The following is a 21,172-nucleotide window of genomic DNA, read 5'->3' on the forward strand; positions in this document are numbered from 1 at the left end:
TTTCCACCGTAAATATGCAACAAACCTCTGATAGAACAATTACCTACACACAATAATAAAGAGCATCACATATGAAAAAACTCGCCGTTTCCCTCATCGCCTTGAGCCTTGGGGCATCCCTCTCATTACCCGTGTTGGCTGCCGATGAAGGCAAGGTGGTGATCGCCCACCGTGGCGCTTCCGGCTACCTGCCCGAGCATACCCTGGAGTCCAAGGCGCTGGCCTATGGCATGGGGGCCGACTATCTGGAGCAGGATCTGGTGATGACCAAGGATAACCAGCTGGTGGTGATGCACGATCACTTCCTCGATGGCATCACCGATGTGGCGGCGCGCTTCCCCGGCCGTGCCCGTCCGGACGGCCGTTATTATGTGGTGGATTTCACCCTGGACGAGGTGCGTTCCCTGCGCATGACCGAGCCGTTCCAGCTGGTGGATGGCAAGCAGGTGCCGGTCTATCCGGCCCGCTTCCCGCTTTGGAAGTCAGACTTCAAGATCCATACCTTCCAGGAGGAGATCGAGATGATCCAGGGGCTCAACAAGAGCACCGGCAAAAACATCGGCATCTATCCGGAGATCAAAGCGCCCTGGCTGTTCCGTCACGAAGGCAAGGATATCTCCAAGTCGGTGCTGAAGGTGCTCAAGGAGTACGGCTATACCGGGAAGGATGACAAGGTCTATCTGCAGTGCTTCGATGCCGATGAACTCAAGCGCATCAACAGCGAGCTGATGCCCGCCATGGGTATGGATCTGAAACTGGTGCAGCTGATGGCCGAGACCGACTGGAACGAGACCATGGTCTACGACGCCAAGGGTAAGGCGACCCCCTACAACTATGACTGGATGTTCAAGCCGGGAGCGATGAAAACCATCGCCAGCTATGCCGAAGGGATTGGACCGTGGAAACCGATGATCGTCACCGAGCCGGGCACTTTGGGCAAACCGGTCTTCACCGGCATGGTAAAAGAAGCCCATGCGGCGGGCCTCAAAGTTCACCCCTATACCTTCCGTCAGGATGAGGGGCAGATCCCGGCCTATGCCAAGGACTTCACCGATCTACTTAATATCTTCCTCTATCAGGCCGATGTGGATGGGGTGTTCAGCGACTTCCCCGACAAGGCGGTGGCCGTCATCAAGGCCCATCAAGAGGCGGCCAAATAGCACTCTGGCGCCATTTGAATGCAAAGCGAGGCTAATTGGCCTCGCTTTTTGTTTCAGGTTCCCGCAACGGGAGTGTGCGCCCTGTCAGAAAATAGCCAGATCACGTCATGGTGTGCCGGATCTGCATCATTTTACGCAGTTTTTACGTAGCAGATCGCTGGCATGAAATCGGCAGAGCGGTTAGTCTAGCGGCGTTGAACCAACCCCATGAGGTACAGATGAAAACCGTATTGCGTTTTAGCCTGCTGGGCGCCTTGTTGCTGGGTGGCCATGCCTTCGCCGCCGAGCCGAAAAAATTTGATATCAGCATGTTCCCAGCCGCTGACGTGAATCAGGAACGTGTGGTGATCCGCCTGCCTGAAGTCGAGAAAGAAGCCGATATGATGGTCGAGCTGCAGGTCGGCAAAAAGATGATGGTTGATTGCAACGTACCGCGTTTTGCAGGCAACCTGGAACAGCACAGCGTCAAAGGCTGGGGCTACAACTACCTGAAACTGGGCAAGGTTTCCGACCCCATCAGCACCCTGATGATGTGCCCCGATAACCAGCAGAAAGAGACCTTCGTCCAGATCTACGGTCAGGGCTTCTTCGTGAACTACAACTCAAAACTGCCGTTCGTGATCTACGTGCCGCAGGAGTATGAAGTGCGCTACCGTCTGTGGCGTGCCGACAACCTGGCCCAACCGGCCATGATTGAGTAAGCATGTTTGAACCAAAGGTTCAGCTGGTTCACCTGATGTGATAAATAAAGCGCCGTATGGCGCTTTATTTTTGCCTGCACAGTCACAAAAAGTGACGTGCAAATTGGCTGCACGTTTACATAAGTTTATTATTTATCAACGTTTTTTGTGTGTTATGCCACAAAATCGGCGTCAGGGATGGGGCAAAGTGACTTCGATAAAAGATATTTATTAACATAGTGAGAAAATTGATTTTGCACTCGGCGATGGCCTGATGATACTTGCCCGCAAAGGTCAAACTAACCAGAAAAAAGAGCACTATGAGCTTCGAATCAGACAAGCGTTTCAACGACTTCAAACATTTTCCCCGTGGCCTGCGTCGCAGTGGTGAATTCACTGTGGCCGAAGCGGACAGTCTGGAAAAGTATGGTACCGCCATGCTGGCACTCTACCAGGGCAACCTTGCACCCCGTGACGATGTCGAGTCCGCCTTCGTCGAGCAGGTCAAATCCGGCGCAGCCGGTGCCAACCCCCATGCCAAGGTGTGGTTCAAATACCTCAAGGTGATCGGTCCCAAGCGCGTTCATCGCCTCTGCACCGTCGTTGGCGGCGCCAGCGAAGAGAGCAGCGGTGGCGGCAGCTTTGATGTCGGTGGTGGCAGCGGTGGTGGCAGTGACGAGTCCATCGATTAATGGATACCGAGCTGCTTCGGACCTTTATCGAGGTGAGCAAGACCCGGCATTTTGGCCGGGCTGCTGAAAATCTCTACCTGACCCAGTCGGCGGTGAGTTTCCGGATCCGCCAGCTAGAGCAGCAACTGGGTGTCAGTCTGTTTGCCCGTCATCGCAACAATATCCGTCTGACCGCCTCCGGTGAGCGTCTGCTGCCATACGCAGACGCCATCTTGCACACCCTTGGTCGTGCCAAGCAGGATGTGGCGCTCTCGCCAGGATTCAGCCAGCAGTTGGCCATCGGCGCGCCCGCGGTGTTCTGGGAGCTCGATTTCAACGACTGGCTCAATCACATCTATGCATTGGCGCCTGGTTTGGCGGTGCGGCTGGAAACAGCCTCCCGCGAGCACCTCTGCCGCCAGTTGCTGGAGCGCTCCCTCGATCTGGCCCTGCTCTCCGAGCCCACCAAGATCGACGAGATTGCCCTGCATCCCATCGGTGAGCTGGTGTTCGAGCTGGTGAGCCGGGATCCGGCCGCCAATGCCGACAACCTGATGCAGATGCCGCACATCCACCTCGATTGGGGCACCAGCTTCGAGCCGCAACCCAGCCGGTTGCAGAGCCTGCAAAAGACCCCGGTGCTGCACTCCAGCTCCGCTAGCATGGCGTTGCAGTTCGTGCTGGCCAACGGTGGTGCTGCCTACCTGCCACGGCGGATGGTCAGCCCCTTCCTCGAGAAGGGGGCGCTCCATCTGGTGGAGGGGGGCCAGCCGCTGAGCCGTCCGCTCTATCTCGCCTATCTGGAGAAATCCGATCGCCGGGAGCTGATCGATCAGTTGCTGACCCTGCCACTGGGTTGGCACGACGCCGAGCTGCGCCTCAACGTCGAATAAGCGTCGAGTGTTATCCAAGGAAGAGCCCACCCCACGGTGGGCTCTTCTGTTTGGGGAAAATTGCAGGGAGCGAGGTCACGTAATTGGAGCGGGAGGCTTGGCGTCATCGGCCTGTAACGGTACCTTTTCAGGCTGTTTATCCGATTGAGCACTGACAGGGATGGATTGTAATTGATCGACTTTAGTCACCCCGAATGGCGGGCGCTGGCGCAGCAGTTGCTGAGCCACTCACCTGTGGTGATCCGTGGCCGTCAGTGGCAACCGCTGGTGGGCCTGCTCAAGGATAACCAGCTGCTGCTCGCCCATGGCAACCACAGCTATGAGCTCACCCCGGCCGGGCGGCGCTATCTCACCCGCGAGCTGATGCTGGCCGAGATCGCCACCGCTCCCCCCGAGCCCGAGGAGTGGTTGCATGCTCAGGGCTGGCAATTGGGGGAGCAGGTCAACGAGCGGGTGCTGGCGGCGCTCTATCGCAAGTCAGAGGTGAACTTCACCCCCAACGAGCAGATCGATTTCGAGGACAAGGGGATCCGGCTCTGCGCCGATCAGCTGTTGCGCTTGCGCGCCGCCCAGCCGTTCAACCTCTTTTTCAGCGGCGGCACCCTGATCGACGCAGCCCCCTGGTTGCAGGCGCTGGGGGAGGTGGCCCTGCCCGAGCGCACCCTGGCGGGTCTTGGCAAGATCCTGTGGGGGGAGGGGAGTATCGAGCGGGTGATCACCACAGACAGCGTCGGCGCCTTTGCCGAGATGCCCCTTGATGCTGGCACCTTGCTGGTGTGGGCTCCCCTATCGGCTCCTCTGGCCTTGCAGCAGGTGGTGGCCGCCTTGCCCCCCAATGTGTTGTGGAGTCATCTCACCGCCCTCGACCCTGCAGGGGTGGATCGGCTGCAGGCGCTGGCCCAGCGCTTGGGTCGTCCGGCCAGCTGGTGGCTGCCCCGTGATCTGGCCCCCATTCTCAGTGCGTATGCCCAACCTTTGACTGAGGCTAGGCCGTGGGAACCGAGCCGGATCCCCAAGTCATTGTTAGCAGTTTGTAGCGGGTTGGTTGAGTCCAATGGTGGCTTGTCGGCCGAGGTGTGCGCACTGGCGCCAGCGTGGCATGCCGTTGGTTGAAATTGGTCTGAAAGCGAGCCAAAAAGCGGTTTTCCCCCATTGAACGCGGTGATATAAAGAGTTGACGAAGCGCTCGCCAGATGAGCGCTTTTGTTTATCAAGCCGCTTTGCCACCCAACGAACTCAACGGAATACAGGGAATACCATGTTTGAAAAGGTTGTTGCCGCCCCAGCGGATCCGATCCTGGGCCTGACCGAAGCCTTCCGCGCTGACTCTCGCAGCCACAAGATCAATCTGGGCGTAGGGATCTACAAGGACGAGTCCGGTGCTACCCCCATTCTTCACTGTGTCAAGAAAGCCGAGCAGAAGCTGCTGACCGACGAGAAGACCAAGAACTACCTCGGTATTGAAGGCAATATCGAATATGGCCGCATCGTGCAGCAACTGCTGTTCGGGCAGCACTCTGCGCTGGTTGCCAGCGGCCGCGCCAAGACCGCGCAAGCGCCGGGCGGTACCGGTGCCCTGCGTATCGCGGCCGAATTCGTGGTGCGCAACGGTCTGGCCAAGACCATCTGGATCTCCGATCCCACCTGGGCCAACCACGTCAGCGTATTCCAGGCCGCGGGCCTGACCGTCAAGTGGTACAAGTACTACGACGCAGCGACCAAGGGGCTCGACTTTGCCGCTATGCAGGCTTCGCTGGCCGAAGTGCAGCCGGGTGAGCTGGTGCTGCTGCACGGCTGCTGCCACAACCCGACCGGTATCGACCCCACTAGCGATCAGTGGCGCGCGCTGGCCAAGCAGAGTGCTGCCGCCGGCTGGTTGCCGTTGTTTGACTTCGCCTATCAGGGTTTTGCCCGTGGTATCGAAGAGGATGCCGAAGGTCTGCGGATTTTCGCCGAGTGCCATGACGAACTGCTGGTGGCGAGCTCTTTCTCCAAGAACTTCGGCCTCTACAACGAGCGGGTCGGCGCCTTCACGCTGGTCAGCGCGACCAAGGAGATCGCCGATGTGGCCTTCACTCAGGTCAAGACCGTCATTCGTGCCAACTACTCCAACCCGCCGTCACATGGCGCCGCTGTGGTCACCGCCGTGGTGAGTGATCCGGCTCTCTATGCCGAGTGGGTCGAAGAAGTGGCTGCCATGCGGGTGCGTATTCGCGAGATGCGTGAACTGCTGGTAGAGAAGCTGGCGGCCCTCGGCGTGAGCCAGGATTTCAGCTTTATCCGCGAGCAGAACGGCATGTTCTCCTTCTCCGGTCTCACCAAGGATCAGGTGGAGCGCCTCAAGAGCGAATTTGCCATCTACATCGTCGGCTCCGGCCGGATCAGCGTAGCCGGTATTACCCGCGCCAATATCGATCCTCTGTGCGAGGCGATCGCCAAGGTGCTGTAATCGCATCACCTTGTGTTCTGGTTCTATGCCATGAAAAAGCCCGTCACCTTGGTGACGGGCTTTTTTGATCGCCAACGGCTGATCGTCAAACAGTCAAACAATGGGAAGGGGGACTCACTGGTGGCGGACACCTTGCCACAGTTTGCGCAGTTGCAGCAGCAGCGCGGTCAGGGCGCCGCCGCTCAGGGCGGTGAGTACCGCCAGCAGCAGGCTGCCGAGCAGGAAGGGAGGCACTAGAGTGGCCGCCTCCTGCTCCAGCCAGTGGAGGGTCCAGCTGAGGTGGAAAGGCTCCGGCGTCTGGCGCAGTACCAGACAACCGGTGCGATAGGCGTAGAGGTACATGAACGGCAAAGTCAGCGGATTGTTGAACCAGACCGCCAGCAGTGCCAGCGGCAGGTTGAGGCTGAATGCCAGCGCCAGACCGACTGCGATGAGCGAGTGCATCGGGATGGGGAACCAGCAGGCGAAGATCCCGGCCGCCACCGCGCCACTCAGGGCGCGGGTGCCCCCTTGCCAGAGGGCTGGGGCAAGCAGTCGCTCACCAAACAGGGCAAACCACTTCTGTTGGCGCAGGGTATCGGGATCTAGCTTGAAGCGGGCAAACCAGCGACTCAGCATGGGCGGGCCATCTTGCGTTTTTGCCACTGGCGCACCGTGCTGATCCGCCAGAAGGTGCGGATCAGGGTGTAACCGATAAGAGAACTGAGCAGGGCCAGGATCAGCGAGCCCAGCAACAGCGGCGGTGCCACTGTGCCCAGCACCGAGACCAGCCACTCCCAAGTGAACTCAATCTCTATCTGCTGCGCCGAATGTCCCAGCAGCTGGCAACCCACCAGATAGGCACCATAGAGCAGGGGCGGCATGGTAAAGGGGTTGGAGAGCCAGACCAGCGCCACCGAGAGCGGCAGATTGACCCGGCACAGGATGGCGCCACCGGCGGCCAGCAGCATCTGGCAGGGGAGCGGCACCCAGGCCATGAAGAGGCCCACCGCAAATGCCCCGGCTGCCGAGCGACGGTTGAGGTGCCAGAGGTTGGCATCGAGCAGCAGTTTGCCGAACAGCCGCAGGTGCTTGTGTTCTTTCAGGGTTTGCTGATCGGGCATCCAGCGTTTAATGAGTCGTTTGGGCATATTAAAACCTTGCTAAATACTTGTTCCATGGATCTGCGTCTGTTGTCGTTTGCCTTGGGGGCAAGCTCCTCACTGCTCTGGCCATGGTTACCTTCACTCGCATGGGGGGGCCTGTTGCTGTCCCTGCTGATCCCCCTTGCATATTGCCGTGCCTGGCGGTGGCTGTTTCTCCTGCTAGGCATCCTCTGGATGCAGGCCAATCTTGCCTATCGGCTGGCCTGGCTGGAGCGGTTGGGCGATCAGACGAGCCACATGATAACCGCACAGCTGCAAAGTGCAGAGCCCGAGGGGGATAAATTTGTCCGGCTGCTACTGCGGGTGAGCATCCTCGACGAGCAACCGGTGACACCTGAGCCCCTGATCCGGGTCAATGCCTATCAGGCATTGCCCGCCATGACGGTAGGTAGCCGGATCACCCTGGTGACCTCGTTGAAACCGGCTCACGGTCTTGCCAACGAGGCGGGGCTGGATGGGCGGCGTCTGCTGCTGGGCAAGGGGATCACCGCCACCGGCAATCTGCGTCGGGTGATAGATATTCAACAGGCACCTGCGGGGTGGCGTGAACGCTGGTTGGGGGCCGCGACCGAGAGTTGGCGTCCGCTTGACTATGCCCCCTTGCTGGCGGCGCTCACTTTTGGCGAGCAGAGCGGCATCACGGATGCCCAGTGGGAGCTGTTTCGCGGCAGCGGCCTGACCCATATCATCGCCATTTCAGGGCAGCACATTGCGCTGGTGGCGGTGCTCGGGTGGTGGCTTGGCAGGTTGTTTGGTCTGCGTGGCGCCATCATCACCTCCCTGCTCTTTGCCGCCGTCTACAGCGCGTTGGCTGGGTTTGCGGTGGCGACCGAGCGGGCCTTGATCATGGTGCTGGTGTGGAGTGTGCTGCGCTGGAGTCGGCGGGAGTGGCCGGCCTGGCGCATCTGGTTGTGGGCCTTTGTTGTGCTTACCCTCTGGGATCCCTTCGCCCTCTATTCGGCCGGCTTCTGGCTCTCGTTTCTGGCGGTGGCCATCTTGCTGTTGGTGGGATATCTCCACGACAAGCCGGGGCTGTGGCAGATCCAGCTCTGGCTGCTGCTCGGTCTGCTGCCGTTGCAACTGACGTTGTTCGAGGGGATAGCGCCCCTTGCCATGGTGATTAACCTGTTGGCGGTGCCGCTCTTTTGTATCGCTATCATCCCGCTGGCGCTGATCGGTGTGCTGCTTGCGCCGATCTCCACTTTGCTCGCCTACGGCCTGTTCTGGCTGGCGGATTTGGGGCTCGGGTGGGTGTTGACGATCCTGAACTGGCTTTCCGATCAACTGCAACTGTGGTGGCCACTGCCCGGCTGGTGGCTGCCGCTTTGCACCCTGCTGTTGCTGCTCTGGTTCGCCGCGCAGTGGCGCCCGGCACGTTGGCTGTTGCTACCGGGTCTGTGTGCGCTGTTGTTGGCGCTCTGGCCAACGCCAGTCCGCTGGCAACTGCGGGTGCTGGATGTGGGGCAAGGGCTGGCAGTGCTGATCAGCAAGGGGGAGCGTGCCATCCTCTATGACACAGGTGATCGCTATCCCGGAGGCTACAACATGGCGGACGCGGTGATCTTGCCCCAGCTAAGCCATCTGGGGATCCGGGTCATCGATCGCCTCATCATCAGCCACAAGGATCGGGACCATGCCGGCAATCGCAAGCGACTGCTCAGCGCCATGCCGGTGCGTCACGAGTTCTCCTCTTACCCCTTCAGTGAGGGAACCACCCTGTGCCAGCGTGGGCAACAGTGGCGCTGGCAGGGGCTCTCGTTTGTGGTGCTCTGGCCCGAATACCCAGGCGGTGGGCGTAATAACGATGGCTGCGTGGTACGCATCAGCGATGGCGAGCGCAGCATATTGCTGAGCGCCGATATCGAACGGCAGGCCGAACAACGACTGGTGGCGCTGGAGGGGGAGGGGTTGGCCAGCACCTTATTGGTGAGCCCCCATCATGGCAGTCGCACCTCCTCCACGCCCCCTTTTGTTGCGGCGGTAGCGGCGCAGGAGGTGATCCACAGCGCCGGCTTTATGAATCAGTGGGGCTTTCCCCGTCCCGATGTGGTGGCCCGCTATCGGGATGCCCGCCAGTGGATCACCGGTCAGCAAGGGGCGATGCTGGTCGAACCCACCGCAGCGGGCTTGAGCGTCACCGCCGAGCGAGATATGGGGCCCTGGTACCGGCGCAGTGGCGACTGGTGGCGACCGCGAGTGTGGTTTGAGCAATAATCGGCCTTTTCTGCCGTGTAGGAATGCGATATAGGTGGCGGCGCTTGGTGTAAGCCTGCGCTTTGGCTAGAATACCCCGTCATTTCCATTACCAACGGCTATTCATGCAACAAGAAACTTCACAAGGTAGCTGGCCAGTATTCAAGCGCCTGCTCGGTTATGTCCGTGACCGCAAGCTTGGCCTGATCGGCGGCATCATCGGCATGCTGGGTTATGCCGCTGTCGACACCACCTTCGTCTACTCCATCAAGCCGCTGATCGACCAGGGGATCAACGGCAACGATCCGACCGTGCTCAAGTGGATGCCCTTCTTTGTACTTGGTATCGTGGCCCTGCGCGGTGTCGCCAACTTCCTCTCCAACTACTGCATGGCCTGGGTCGGCAACCACGTGGTGATGCGTCTGCAACAGCAGGTGTTCAATCACATGGTGGCGATGCCGATGAGCTTCTTCGACCGCCAGAATACCGGCCACCTGCTCTCCAAGGTGACCTATGACGCGAGTCAGGTCTCCTCGGCGGCGAGCACCACGCTGGTGACCCTGGTGCGGGAAGGGGCGACCGTGGTCGGCCTGCTTGGCCTGATGTTCTGGCATTCCTGGCAGCTGTCGGTGATCTTCCTGGTGGTGGGCCCGCTGGTGGGCATCATCATCGGCCTTATCAGCCGTCGTTTCCGTCAGATCAGCCGCCATATCCAGCAGGCGGTAGGTGATATCACCACCTCCACCGAGCAGATGCTCAAAGGGCACAAAGAGGTGCTGATGTTTGGTGGCCAGAAGGTGGAAGAGAAACGCTTCTTCCAGGTCAGCAACAACATGCGCCAGCAAACCATGAAGATGGTCGCTGCCGATGCCATCGGCAGCCCGGTGGTGCAGATGGTTGCCTCCATCGCGCTGGCTGCCTTCCTCTATGTAGCTACCATCGACAGTGTGCGCAGCGAGCTGACTGCCGGTACGTTTACCGTCATGATCACCTCCATGATGATGCTGCTCAAGCCGCTGAAAAGCCTGACCGACGTCAATAACCAGTTCCAGCGGGCCATCACCGCCTGTCACAGTCTGTTTGGCCTGCTCGACACCGAGCCGGAGCAGGATACCGGCACCCGCACTCTGGAGCGTGCCCGCGGCGAGATCGAGTTTCGCAACGTCACCTTCACCTACCCGACCAAGGACACCCCGGCGCTGCACAACGTCAGCTTCAAGGTGGAGGCGGGTAAATCGGTGGCGCTGGTGGGCCGTTCCGGCTCTGGCAAGAGTACCATTGCCAGCCTGTTGACCCGCTTCTACGACATCGATCAGGGCGAGATCCTGCTGGACGGCATCAACATCCGCGAATACAAGTTGAGCGAGCTGCGCAAGCAGTACGCGCTGGTCTCCCAGCATGTCCACCTGTTCAACGACTCGGTGGCCAACAACATCGCCTACGCCGCAGAAGACAAATACAGCCGCGACCAGATCGTGCAGGCCGCCCGTATCGCTCATGCCGACGAATTCGTCAGCAAGATGAGCAATGGGTATGACACTGTGGTTGGCGAGAACGGTGCATCCCTCTCCGGTGGTCAGCGCCAGCGTGTGGCCATCGCCCGCGCTCTGCTGCGCGATGCGCCGGTTCTGCTGCTGGATGAGGCCACCTCGGCCCTCGATACCGAGTCCGAGCGCCACATTCAGGCGGCCATTGACGAGCTTTGCAAGGCGCGTACCTCGCTGGTGATCGCCCACCGTCTCTCCACCATCGAGAAGGCGGACGAGATCCTGGTGATCGACGAAGGCCATATCGTCGAGCGCGGTAACCACGAAGCATTGATGGAGCAGCGCGGTACCTATGCCCAGCTGCGAGCCATTCAGTTTGGCAACGCGGGAAGCAAGGCCTGATGCTGGAACGGCTCTGGTATGCAAAGAGTGGCTGGCGCTGGTTGCTGGCCCCCTTTGCCCTGCTGTTTGCCATCATCAGCGGCACCCGCCGCTACGCCTATCGTCACGGCTGGCGAAGGGGGTATCGCGCCTCCTTGCCGGTGATCGTGGTGGGCAATATTTCGGTGGGGGGCAACGGCAAGACGCCGGTGGTGGTCTGGCTGGTGGAGCAGTTGCAAGCCCGCGGCTATCGCCCCGGGGTGGTGAGCCGTGGTTATGGTGGCAAGGCGCCCCATTACCCCTATCGGCTGGATGAGACCAGCAGTACGGCGCAGGCCGGAGATGAGCCGGTGCTGATTGCCCGGCGCTGCGGCTGCCCCGTGGTGGTTGCCCCGAAACGGGCCGACGCGGTACGACTGCTGGAGCAGAGCGGTGAGGTGGATATCATCATCACCGACGATGGTCTGCAGCACTATGCGCTGGCCCGCGACATCGAGCTGGTGGTGGTGGACGGAGCGCGCCGTTTCGGCAACGCCTGCCTGCTGCCGATGGGGCCGCTGCGCGAGCCGGTCACTCGTCTCAAACGGGTGGACGCCATCATCTGCAACGGCGGCGAGCCGGGCAAGGGGGAGTACCCCATGCAACTGGTTGCCGACACCCCGCGCCGGGTGCGCGACGATGCCCCGCTGGCCGCCCCCTTGTCGGGGCCGGTTGATGCGCTGGCGGGGATTGGTCATCCGCCCCGCTTCTTTGCCACCCTAGAAGGGCTCGGCTATCAGCTGGATCAGCAGGCCGCCTACGGCGATCATCACCCCTTCGATCGGGATGAGCTGGTGGGGCGCTTTGCCAGCAAGCCGCTGCTGATGACCGAGAAGGATGCGGTCAAGTGCCGCCCGTTTGCCCTCGATAACTGGTGGTATCTGCCGGTCAGCGCCGAGTTGCCCGCCTCCTTGCTCGATACCTTGTTGCACAAGCTGAACACGAGTGGAAAGGCGCAAGGCGTAACCAAGGCACAAGATTAATCTCTCTCGCCTCGGCGGGGGAGCAGGGGGGGAATATGCCCCGCATGGAATAGCTGGTTGCTCGACATCCATCGCTGGCGTGATGAAGCCGCCAGCGCGACATCGTTGAAGGAGTATCGTTTTGGCTTTGGACATCAAGTTGCTCGACATCATCGCCTGCCCGGTCTGCAAGGGTAAGCTGCATTACAACAAAGCAGTTCATGAGCTGGTCTGCCGCTTCGACAAGCTGGCCTATCCGCTGGAAGAGGGGATCCCGGTACTACTGGAGAACCGTGCCCGTCCGCTCAACAGCGATGAGCTGCCGTCATGAGTTTCGTCGTCGTCATTCCTGCCCGCTATGCGTCAACTCGTCTGCCGGGCAAGCCGCTGGCGGATATCCATGGTAAACCCATGGTGCAGCACGTGGTGGAGAAAGCTCTGCAATCAGGTGCCGATCGAGTGATCGTCGCCACTGACGATGCCCGGGTACAGCAGGCACTGCTGAGCACCGGCGTCGAAGTGTGCATGACCTCACCGGATCACCAGTCTGGCACTGAGCGTCTGGCCGAGGTGTGCCGTCACTACGGCTTTGCCGCCGATACCATCATCGTCAATGTGCAGGGGGATGAGCCGCTCATTCCGCCCGCCATCATTCGTCAGGTAGCGGATAATCTGGCCGCTGCCACGGCGCCGATGGCGACCCTGTCTGTGCCGATCAAGGATGCCGAAGAGGCGTTCAATCCGAACGCAGTGAAAGTGGTGACTGACAAGGATGGCTACGCCCTCTACTTCAGTCGCGCCAGCATTCCCTGGGATCGGGATCGCTTTGCCAAGAGCCATGAGCAAATTGGTGACCACTACCAGCGTCATATCGGTATCTATGCCTATCGCGCCGGCTTTATCCAGCGTTACGTAGACTGGGCACCGAGCGTGCTGGAGCAGGTCGAGGCGCTGGAGCAGCTGCGGGTGCTCTGGTACGGGGAGAAGATCCACGTCGCCCAGGCCCTTGAAGCACCGCCGGTCGGGGTGGATACCCAGGCCGATCTGGAGAAGGTGCGCGCCTTTTTGGCCAAGTGATGGCCATAGCACTAACGTCATGAAAAACGGTGTCGCAAGGCACCGTTTTTTGTTTTGAAAATTTATATAATTATTTGATTTTAAACGCTAAACATGGGTTTTCTCAAACTTTTGGCGTGCATGGTTTGCCAACGCGACGAGTTTGGTTATGATGCAAGACGCCCTGTTAACCCTAACCGGGCGGCTAAAACGAGATAAAACGGGGTGTTTGGGTGATAAATGTATTCCTGGTCGATGATCATGAGCTGGTGCGTACAGGGATAAGACGCATTCTTGAAGATGTGCGCGGGATCAAGGTGGTGGGCGAAGCACAGAGCGGCGAGACAGCAGTTACGTTCTGTCGCCAACACCATCCGGACGTGATCCTGATGGACATGAACATGCCGGGTATTGGTGGTCTGGAAGCGACCCGCAAAATTCTGCGGATCCGCCCCGATGTGCGCATCATAGTGCTGACCATTCATTCAGAAAATCCGTTCCCCACCAAGGTGATGCAGGCAGGCGCCGCCGGTTACCTGACCAAGGGGGCTGCTCCCGACGAGATGATCCAGGCGATCCGGCTGGTGCACTCCGGTCAGCGCTACATCTCCCCGGAGATTGCCCAGCAGATGGCCCTCAGCCAATTTGCCTCCGCTGACGAGAATCCCTTCAAGTCCCTTTCCGAGCGCGAGCTGCAGATCATGATGATGATCACCAAGGGGCAGAAGGTGACCGATATCTCTGAGCAGCTCAACCTGAGCCCGAAGACGGTCAACAGCTACCGCTATCGTCTGTTCAGCAAGCTGGGGATCAACGGTGACGTGGAACTGACCCATCTGGCCATTCGCTATGGCATGCTGGATGCCGATACCCTCTAATCGGGTGGCGTGTGGTCACAAAGGCGGCGCGTGCCGCCTTTTTGCTTTTCTGCCCTTTTGCTTTTCAGGCGGCGGGGGCAGTATGCTCTGCCCGTCAATTTTTGCCTTTGTGTGAGCCGAGTAGCTGATGACCCTCTCTCCCGAACCACTCTTCGACAGCAAGGCGTTTCTGAGCGCCGTCACCCATCAGAGCGGCGTCTACCGCATGTATGACAGCGGTGGCACCGTGATCTATGTGGGCAAGGCCAAGGATCTGAAAAAGCGGCTCGCCTCCTACTTTCGCACCAACGTCGACAGCATCAAGACCCGCACCCTGGTGCGCCAGATCGCCGATATTCAGGTCACCGTCACCCACACCGAGACCGAGGCGCTGATCCTCGAGCACAACCTCATCAAGCAGTACCAGCCCCGTTACAACGTGCTGCTGCGGGACGACAAATCCTACCCCTGGATCATCATCACCGCGCACCAGCATCCGCGCATCGGCGTCCATCGCGGCGCCCGCAAGATCAAAGGAGAGTACTTCGGCCCGTACCCCTCTGGAGGCGCGGTGCGCGAGAGTTTGCATCTGATGCAGAAAATATTTCCGGTACGCCAGTGCGAGGATGCGGTCTACGCCAACCGCACCCGTCCCTGCCTGCTCTATCAGCTCAAGCGCTGCGCCGGTCCTTGCGTGCCCGGACTGGTGAGCGAGGCCGAATATGCCCAGCAGGTTGAGCTGGCCAAGCTGTTTCTGGCGGGCAAGAACCAGCAAGTGATTGGCGAACTGGTGGGCAAGATGGAGTCCGCCAGCGGCGATCTGCGCTTTGAAGAGGCGGCCCGCTATCGGGATCAGATCCTGGCGCTGCGCCGGGTCACCGAGCAGCAGTCGGTGAGCGGCAACGTGCTGGACGAGCTCGATGTGGTGGGGGTGGCCTTCCAGCAAGGTGCGGCCTGCATCCACGTGCTCTTTATCCGTCAGGGCAAGGTGCTGGGTTCGCGCAGCTACTTCCCGAAAGTGCCGGCCGATACCCAGCTCGACGAGGTGGTGCAATCCTTCCTGCTGCAGTTCTATCTCTCGGGGCAGGGGGGGCGGCAGATCCCGAGTGAGGTGCTGCTCGATGTGGAACTGGAGGATGAGAGCGTCATCGCCGAGACCCTGAGCCAGACCGCAGGCTACAAGGTGCGGGTGGTGAGCCGTACCCGTGCCGAGCGGGCCCGTTTTATCAAGCTCGCCTCCATCAATGCCGAGACGGCGCTGCGATCGCGGCTTGCTCACAAGAGCACCATCACCGCCCGCTACGACCAGTTGGAAGAGCTGCTGGAGCTGGAGCGTCCCATCGTCCGCATGGAGTGTTTCGATATCTCCCACACTATGGGGGAACGCACCGTGGCCTCTTGCGTGGTGTTCAACCGGGAGGGTCCGCTCTCATCGGAATATCGTCGTTTTAATATCGACGGTATCACTGGCGGTGATGACTACGCGGCGATGGAGCAGGCGCTGGAGCGCCGCTTTGGCAAGCAGCAAGAGTCGGACAAGGTGCCGGACGTGCTATTTATCGACGGTGGCCTCGGCCAACTGCGCCGCGCCGAAGAGATCCTGGCCCGTCAGCTGGAGTTCCTCGGCGGCAAATATCCGCTGCTGGTGGGGATTGCCAAGGGGGTCACCCGCAAGGCGGGGTTGGAAACTCTCATCATGGGGGAGAGTCACGAAGAGTTGCATTTGCCGGCAGATATGCCCGCTTTGCACCTTATTCAGCATATTCGCGATGAATCTCACCGTTTTGCCATTACCGGCCACCGGGCCAGACGGGCCAAGGCCCGCACCAGCAGCAGTCTGGAGGATATTCCGGGGGTGGGGCCAAAGCGCCGGCAGGCGCTGCTCAAATATCTGGGCGGCCTGCAGGAGGTCAAAAAGGCGAGCGTGGATGAACTGGCCAAGGTACCCGGCATCAGTCAGGAGCTGGCCCAGACCATCCACGATGGCTTGCACAGCGCCTGAGCAGGATTTGCGGCATGGCAAAATCGCTAACTCCTTGATGCACAAGAGCCGTGACGCGGGGGGGCCGTAAATGCCATAATGGCCCTCGCATTTTGAGAAGATTGATGGATTAAAAAGACCAAGACGGGCGCCAGTGCGGTTGCATCGCAAATCGGCTTTGGCGCACTATGTAGCGACGTACAAGAAGTGGCTGAAAATAATGACAAACATACCTAACCTGTTGACGTTTTTCCGGATTTTGCTCATTCCCGTCTTCGTCATCCTGTTCTATCTGCCTTATCAATGGTCCTATCTGGCTGCCGCCATCATCTTTATTCTGGCCGCTGCCACCGACTGGTTTGATGGCTATCTGGCTCGCAAGCTCAATCAGTCCACCGCCTTTGGCGCCTTCCTTGACCCGGTTGCCGACAAGATCATGGTCGCCGCCGCACTGGTGGTCATCGTCGAACACTACAACACCATCTGGGTGACCATCCCCGCCATGACCATGATTGGCCGCGAGATCATCATCTCCGCCCTGCGTGAGTGGATGGCCGAGCTCGGCAAACGCTCCTCGGTGGCGGTCAGCTGGATTGGCAAGTGGAAGACCATGATCCAGATGGTGTCACTCACCGGTCTGATTTGGCAATACAACGTCTGGATGGTGTGGCTCGCCTATGTGATGCTCTATGTCGCTACCGTGCTCACCTTCTGGTCGATGTTCCAGTACATGAAGGCCGCCTGGGGCGATTTGACCCACCACGCCAACCTGTGAGCCACTTGCGCCGCAAGGTGAGGTTTCCGCTGATTTGAGGCAGGAAACGGCCAAAGGCGCTAAAACTGTTCAAAAAGGGCAAAAAATGCCCGAACGATCAGGTAATTAAATATTTCTGGTTGACTGGGCGAGGAACATCGCTAGAATGCGTCCTCGTAGTCAGGCAGTCAGCCAGACCAATGCGGGAATAGCTCAGTTGGTAGAGCACGACCTTGCCAAGGTCGGGGTCGCGAGTTCGAGTCTCGTTTCCCGCTCCAAATTTAGACAATAGAGAGCCAACTCTCTTTTGCATGGCGCGTTAGCAAAGCGGTTATGCAGCGGATTGCAAATCCGTTTAGTCCGGTTCGACTCCGGAACGTGCCTCCATATTGACAAGCCCGCCACGCGAGCTTGATACCGATTGCGGTGCCCGAGTGGTGAAATCGGTAGACACAAGGGATTTAAAATCCCTCGACGTTCGCGTCGTGCCGGTTCGATTCCGGCCTCGGGCACCATTAATGAATATCACATCACATCACATCATATCATTACATATCTGAAACCCGCATAGCGTAAGGCTTTGCGGGTTTTTTGTTATGTCTTGTCGTATCATATCACGTCATAGCATACCCCCATTCTTGGGGGTACATCTGGGGGTATCTGTTCTGATAGGGGTAAAAAGTACCCCCAAATTTGCCAAACCCACGCCCTGTATGGGCTGCAGCGCAGCAATAGATACCCCCAGTGTGTGCAAGTACCCCCAAGCAAACACGGGAGATACCCCATATGCCCCTATCTGATATCACTGCCCGGCAGGCTAAGTTCAACGGTAAGCAGCAGAAGCTATCCGATGAGAAAGGCTTGTTCTTGTTGGTCAACCAGTCTGGCAAGTATTGGCGGCTCAAGTATCGCCACGGCGGCAAAGAGAAGACGCTCGCCTTGGGTGTCTATCCCGAGGTGTCACTGAAAGAGGCAAGGGCGAAACGGGATGATGCTCGTCGGCAACTTGCTGAAGGGGTGGATCCGGGTCTCGTCAAGAAACAGAGCAAGATCGCTAACAAGCTGGCCAGCGAGAACAACTTTGAAGCACTGGCGCGAGAGTGGCACCAAAGCCAGCTCGCTCGCTGGACGCCTGTTCATGCAGCCAGGGTGCTCAAGTCGCTTGAGGTGGATGTTTTCCCCGATCTTGGGGTTGTGCCCGTTGCCGAGCTGACCGCGCCCATGATGTTGGATGCTTTGCGCAAGGTCGAGAAGCGGGGGGTTACTGAAACAGCGGGACGGATCCTACAGCGGATCGGCGCTGTCATGCGATACGCCATTCAGACTGGACGAGCCAGCTACAACCCGGCCCAAGACCTGAAAGGGGCACTCAAGGCCACCAAGCTGGAGCACAGACCCGCTTTGCCCCGTTCTGAGCTGCCAGAGTTCTTCCGCCGCCTAGAGGCCGAGCCACTTAATCCGGCGACTCGTCTTGCCCTCCATCTACTGATGTTGACCATGACCCGCCCTGGTGAAGTGCGTTTTGCACGTTGGGATGAGTTCGATATGGAACGGGCAGAATGGCGGATCCCTGCTGCACGGATGAAGATGCGAACTGAGCACCTTGTCCCCCTTTCTCGTCAGGCGTTGGCCGTGCTCGATGAGCTGCGCCAGCTGACAGGCCATTGTGAGTTGCTGTTCCCAAGCGAGCGCAAACTGACCAATCCCATGAGTGAGAATACCTTGAGCTACGCCATGGGGCGGATGGGCTACAAAGGGATTGCCTGCCCGCATGGATTCAGGGCGCTGGCATCTACCACCTTGAACGAGGAAGGCTTTGATCCGGATGTGATAGAGCGCCAGCTTGCCCACGCCGAACGCAACAAGGTACGTGCAGCCTATCACCGGGCCGAGTACCTAGATGACCGGCGCAAGCTGTTGCAATGGTTGGCTGATTTCTATGACTCGCAACGGGGTAGCAATGTGCTACCAGTGAATTTTAACCGAGTGGGTTAACGACTTTGCCGAGTCTAGCGCGCTGGCGCGAAATGTGGGGGAGTCTTGCTCGCATAGCTCGGCAATATGTTCAAAGCGGTTGTGCAGAGGTAAAATTATGGCTAAAGCAACTTTAAATCAAATCAAGTCGACAATACAGCCTTTGATTCCATTAGAATATTGCAGTCCTGAACGGGCGGCTAGATTATTGGGTTGTGAAGTAGAGGATATATTTCATTGGGCTATTATAGGGGCAATTAATATATATGCTGAGTTTCAAGAGTATGAAATAGACACACCGCAATACCATGTCCATGAAATGTTCATTGATGAAAACATACCTGACACCCAAGAAACCAAAGAGGTCGAATATATCTCTGAAGGAGTTCTGAAGGTAAAAAAAATTAATATTGGTGATATTCCACCATTTTATGAGGATGAAAAAAACTCCATTTCAAACTGGAGGTACTTTCAGTATGGAGCTGGGATGCGATCTCCAACACAAGGTGACTGGTATAACAGGAAGGTTTCCTTGAGAGGTTTTTGGGCGATTGAGCCTCAATGCATTCCACAACTCCAACTCGTTACTGATTCTGATTCTGACTCTGAATTTGATTGGGATCTTACTGCGGTATATATAGGGACTGACACCTGTCCTGAACAAGAAAACAGCTCCCAGAAGGTAATTACATTGTTTGGTTTGGAGCATCTGAATGATATTACGAAGCGGCTGAGGTTGATGCGGGAAGATCTGTTAAAGATACAGAGGCATATGGCATCTGGTGAGGTTATGAGCAAGAAAAGTAGCAATCTACGTCCAGAGAAAGCGCCACCGATGCAAAAGGATGATGAGCAGGTGACAAGAATAACAGCAAACCAGAGTAGGGCTATCGTTGAGTTGTTAGGGTCGCATGGGTACTCCACCGAAGAGCTCAAAGGTAGTGTAGAAGAGCTGCAAAAAAAGATCACTCGCAATGGTCATAGCAAGCAGTTAAGTACAGTGACTGCTCATACGCTGAAAGCTTGGTTGGAAAGGGCTGGGGTTCGTTAAGGGAGTTATTGATAACTTACGGGAGTTTTCTATAACTACCTCACATTCATAGTCGAACATGGTTTGATTGCTACTGCAACGAGAAGACACGTAAAGGAGCAACAAACCATGTCATTGAAATCAGAATTTGCATTGCCACAAGAGGGTTTTGTCCGGGTAGATACCCTTGCCAAAGTACTAGGGATTGCTGTGGTTACAGTCTGGCGCTGGTCAGCAAAAGGCAGATTCCCAAAACCAGTCAAGTTGTCAGAAAGAGTAACTGCATGGCGGGCTGAAGAGGTTCGAGCATGGATGAGCGAAAGAGGAGAGGTTGCTTAAGGTCGGTATATTGACCAAAAGAAAGAGCCGTCCCTTACGGGTACAGCCCTAACTAAATAACGCCACTCAATAATATCAGGAATCTGATAGTTGAGCTAGTTAGCACAACCACTTTAGGATTTACATACCATGATCTCAAAACAATATGAGTATCTTTCCCAGGGCGAAGCCTTGCCCAAAAAAACTCAGATACTGACTGACATACTGCCAATTAATGAACTTCTGATTGCAGGAAAATTTATTAAAACCGTCAATGCTCGTGAACTTCATACCTTTCTATGTGTGGGACGAGATTTTTCTACATGGGTGCGAGATCGTATTGCTGAATATGGCTTTATTGAGGGTATGGATTACACAATTGTCGAAACTTTGCGCTCCCCACATTCGGGGAACACAAAAGCACGCCCACAACGAGTGAAGGAATATCACCTTGTGCTGGATATGGCTAAGGAACTGTCTATGGTCGAGCGCAACGATGAGGGCCGCCGTGCGCGCCGCTACTTCATCGACTGCGAACGGCGGCTAGCCGAGGTTGCCCCGCAACAGCAAGTGTCGGCACAAGCCCATTGGCAAGCTGAACGGGAAGCCAGCAAGGACTACCACGGGCTAATGTGTCGCGCTCTGCAGCAACACCGTACCAGGCTGGGTAAGAAGACTGCTGGTCACCATTACAGCAATGAGCTGGGCATGATCAATCGGCTGGTTCTTGGGATGGATGGCAAAGCATGGCTGGCCCAACACGGTCTGAAAGGCGAGGTACGGAAACACCTGAGCGCATATCAACTGGCGTTGGTCGCCTTTCTTGAGCGCAGTAATGCCACCTTCCTGGACGCAGACATGCCTTTCGCTGAACGCAAGATGAGGCTAACAGCCATGCTGGCTACCCGGATTGAACGTGAGGGCGGCGAAAATGATATTGCATGACACGATCCGACACGGTACAGATCTTATCTGTTGGGGCTACTAACCCTAACAGTACTACTTCCACGAGCGGTTACCCGCAACCGACAATTAGCGGTTTTTTTGGGCTCTGTCCCAATTACGTGTTGAAAGGCTAATCTTGAAGTAGGCCATCACCTTGAGGTCTACCATCATGGATACCCCAGCCTTTCAACACCTGC

20 protein-coding genes and 3 tRNA genes are annotated in these 21,172 nt (G+C 57.8%); 21 read left to right on the forward strand and 2 right to left on the reverse strand.

Annotated features, from left to right (window positions below):
- Positions 1 to 71 precede the first annotated feature (71 nt).
- The 6 genes from glpQ to AB5Y92_RS03270 all read left to right on the forward strand — a co-directional run bounded on the left by glpQ (position 72) and on the right by AB5Y92_RS03270 (position 5,853).
- The gene (gene glpQ / locus AB5Y92_RS03245; RefSeq protein WP_368225539.1) at positions 72 to 1,160 is read left to right on the forward strand and encodes a glycerophosphodiester phosphodiesterase; all 1,089 of its coding nucleotides are present in this window, start codon (positions 72 to 74) and stop codon (positions 1,158 to 1,160) included.
- Positions 1,161 to 1,378: 218 nt separating this feature from the next.
- Positions 1,379 to 1,861, forward strand: a complete 483-nt coding sequence (eco, locus tag AB5Y92_RS03250) for a serine protease inhibitor ecotin (protein ID WP_005337529.1) — start codon at positions 1,379 to 1,381, stop codon at positions 1,859 to 1,861.
- A gap of 299 nt (positions 1,862 to 2,160) precedes the next feature.
- Positions 2,161 to 2,532: a DUF413 domain-containing protein gene (gene maoP / locus AB5Y92_RS03255; RefSeq protein ID WP_005337527.1), complete on the forward strand. Its 372-nt coding sequence runs from the start codon at positions 2,161 to 2,163 to the stop codon at positions 2,530 to 2,532.
- On the forward strand, positions 2,532 to 3,404 hold the full coding sequence (hdfR, locus tag AB5Y92_RS03260; protein ID WP_005337525.1) for an HTH-type transcriptional regulator HdfR: 873 nt from the start codon (positions 2,532 to 2,534) through the stop codon (positions 3,402 to 3,404). The genes maoP and hdfR overlap by 1 nt, the downstream gene beginning before the upstream one ends.
- A gap of 171 nt (positions 3,405 to 3,575) precedes the next feature.
- Positions 3,576 to 4,517 (forward strand): hypothetical protein, encoded by a 942-nt coding sequence (locus AB5Y92_RS03265; protein WP_368225541.1) that lies wholly within the window; start codon positions 3,576 to 3,578, stop codon positions 4,515 to 4,517.
- A gap of 145 nt (positions 4,518 to 4,662) precedes the next feature.
- The gene (locus AB5Y92_RS03270; RefSeq protein ID WP_005350888.1) at positions 4,663 to 5,853 is read left to right on the forward strand and encodes an amino acid aminotransferase; all 1,191 of its coding nucleotides are present in this window, start codon (positions 4,663 to 4,665) and stop codon (positions 5,851 to 5,853) included.
- Positions 5,854 to 5,967: 114 nt separating this feature from the next.
- Here the strand turns inward: AB5Y92_RS03270 and AB5Y92_RS03275 are convergent, their stop codons facing one another.
- Entirely contained in the window at positions 5,968 to 6,471 is a 504-nt protein-coding gene (locus AB5Y92_RS03275; RefSeq protein ID WP_368225551.1) for a DUF2062 domain-containing protein, read from the reverse strand.
- Positions 6,465 to 6,983 (reverse strand): DUF2062 domain-containing protein, encoded by a 519-nt coding sequence (locus tag AB5Y92_RS03280; protein WP_005350890.1) that lies wholly within the window; start codon positions 6,981 to 6,983, stop codon positions 6,465 to 6,467. Before AB5Y92_RS03280 ends, AB5Y92_RS03275 begins: the two co-directional genes overlap by 7 nt.
- Before the next feature lie 27 nt (positions 6,984 to 7,010).
- Between AB5Y92_RS03280 and AB5Y92_RS03285 the strand changes: the two genes are divergently transcribed.
- From AB5Y92_RS03285 to AB5Y92_RS03355, 15 genes are all read left to right on the forward strand, one after another.
- Positions 7,011 to 9,212 carry a DNA internalization-related competence protein ComEC/Rec2 gene (locus AB5Y92_RS03285; RefSeq protein ID WP_368225543.1) on the forward strand — a complete coding sequence of 734 codons (2,202 nt, stop codon included), beginning with the start codon at positions 7,011 to 7,013 and terminating at the stop codon, positions 9,210 to 9,212.
- A 104-nt stretch (positions 9,213 to 9,316) separates the two neighbouring features.
- Positions 9,317 to 11,080: a lipid A ABC transporter ATP-binding protein/permease MsbA gene (msbA, locus tag AB5Y92_RS03290; RefSeq protein ID WP_164536515.1), complete on the forward strand. Its 1,764-nt coding sequence runs from the start codon at positions 9,317 to 9,319 to the stop codon at positions 11,078 to 11,080.
- Positions 11,080 to 12,081, forward strand: coding sequence for a tetraacyldisaccharide 4'-kinase (gene lpxK, locus AB5Y92_RS03295; RefSeq protein ID WP_368225546.1), 1,002 nt, complete (start codon positions 11,080 to 11,082; stop codon positions 12,079 to 12,081). Before msbA ends, lpxK begins: the two co-directional genes overlap by 1 nt.
- A gap of 121 nt (positions 12,082 to 12,202) precedes the next feature.
- The gene (locus AB5Y92_RS03300; RefSeq protein WP_005347033.1) at positions 12,203 to 12,391 is read left to right on the forward strand and encodes a Trm112 family protein; all 189 of its coding nucleotides are present in this window, start codon (positions 12,203 to 12,205) and stop codon (positions 12,389 to 12,391) included.
- Positions 12,388 to 13,137: a 3-deoxy-manno-octulosonate cytidylyltransferase gene (gene kdsB / locus AB5Y92_RS03305; protein WP_128815636.1), complete on the forward strand. Its 750-nt coding sequence runs from the start codon at positions 12,388 to 12,390 to the stop codon at positions 13,135 to 13,137. Before AB5Y92_RS03300 ends, kdsB begins: the two co-directional genes overlap by 4 nt.
- 212 nt (positions 13,138 to 13,349) lie before the next feature.
- Positions 13,350 to 13,994 carry a UvrY/SirA/GacA family response regulator transcription factor gene (gene uvrY / locus AB5Y92_RS03310; RefSeq protein ID WP_005337448.1) on the forward strand — a complete coding sequence of 215 codons (645 nt, stop codon included), beginning with the start codon at positions 13,350 to 13,352 and terminating at the stop codon, positions 13,992 to 13,994.
- A gap of 127 nt (positions 13,995 to 14,121) precedes the next feature.
- Positions 14,122 to 15,975, forward strand: a complete 1,854-nt coding sequence (gene uvrC, locus AB5Y92_RS03315) for an excinuclease ABC subunit UvrC (protein ID WP_164536517.1) — start codon at positions 14,122 to 14,124, stop codon at positions 15,973 to 15,975.
- Positions 15,976 to 16,174: 199 nt separating this feature from the next.
- Positions 16,175 to 16,729 carry a CDP-diacylglycerol--glycerol-3-phosphate 3-phosphatidyltransferase gene (gene pgsA / locus AB5Y92_RS03320; RefSeq protein ID WP_031227442.1) on the forward strand — a complete coding sequence of 185 codons (555 nt, stop codon included), beginning with the start codon at positions 16,175 to 16,177 and terminating at the stop codon, positions 16,727 to 16,729.
- A 181-nt stretch (positions 16,730 to 16,910) separates the two neighbouring features.
- Positions 16,911 to 16,986: transfer RNA gene (locus tag AB5Y92_RS03325), tRNA-Gly, on the forward strand.
- 35 nt (positions 16,987 to 17,021) lie between these two features.
- Positions 17,022 to 17,095: transfer RNA gene (locus AB5Y92_RS03330), tRNA-Cys, on the forward strand.
- Between the two features lie 41 nt (positions 17,096 to 17,136).
- A tRNA-Leu gene (locus tag AB5Y92_RS03335) sits at positions 17,137 to 17,223 on the forward strand.
- A gap of 271 nt (positions 17,224 to 17,494) precedes the next feature.
- Positions 17,495 to 18,703, forward strand: a complete 1,209-nt coding sequence (locus AB5Y92_RS03340) for an integrase arm-type DNA-binding domain-containing protein (protein ID WP_115522293.1) — start codon at positions 17,495 to 17,497, stop codon at positions 18,701 to 18,703.
- 97 nt (positions 18,704 to 18,800) lie between these two features.
- Positions 18,801 to 19,733: a hypothetical protein gene (locus tag AB5Y92_RS03345; protein WP_201998070.1), complete on the forward strand. Its 933-nt coding sequence runs from the start codon at positions 18,801 to 18,803 to the stop codon at positions 19,731 to 19,733.
- A 108-nt stretch (positions 19,734 to 19,841) separates the two neighbouring features.
- Complete coding sequence (locus AB5Y92_RS03350; RefSeq protein ID WP_234921491.1) at positions 19,842 to 20,051, forward strand: AlpA family transcriptional regulator; 210 nt, start codon at positions 19,842 to 19,844, stop codon at positions 20,049 to 20,051.
- Between the two features lie 129 nt (positions 20,052 to 20,180).
- Positions 20,181 to 20,975 carry an antA/AntB antirepressor family protein gene (locus AB5Y92_RS03355; RefSeq protein ID WP_368225549.1) on the forward strand — a complete coding sequence of 265 codons (795 nt, stop codon included), beginning with the start codon at positions 20,181 to 20,183 and terminating at the stop codon, positions 20,973 to 20,975.
- Positions 20,976 to 21,172: the final 197 nt, after the last annotated feature.

This window comes from Aeromonas sp. R1-1, from assembly GCF_040908495.1.
Lineage (GTDB): Bacteria > Pseudomonadota > Gammaproteobacteria > Enterobacterales > Aeromonadaceae > Aeromonas > Aeromonas veronii.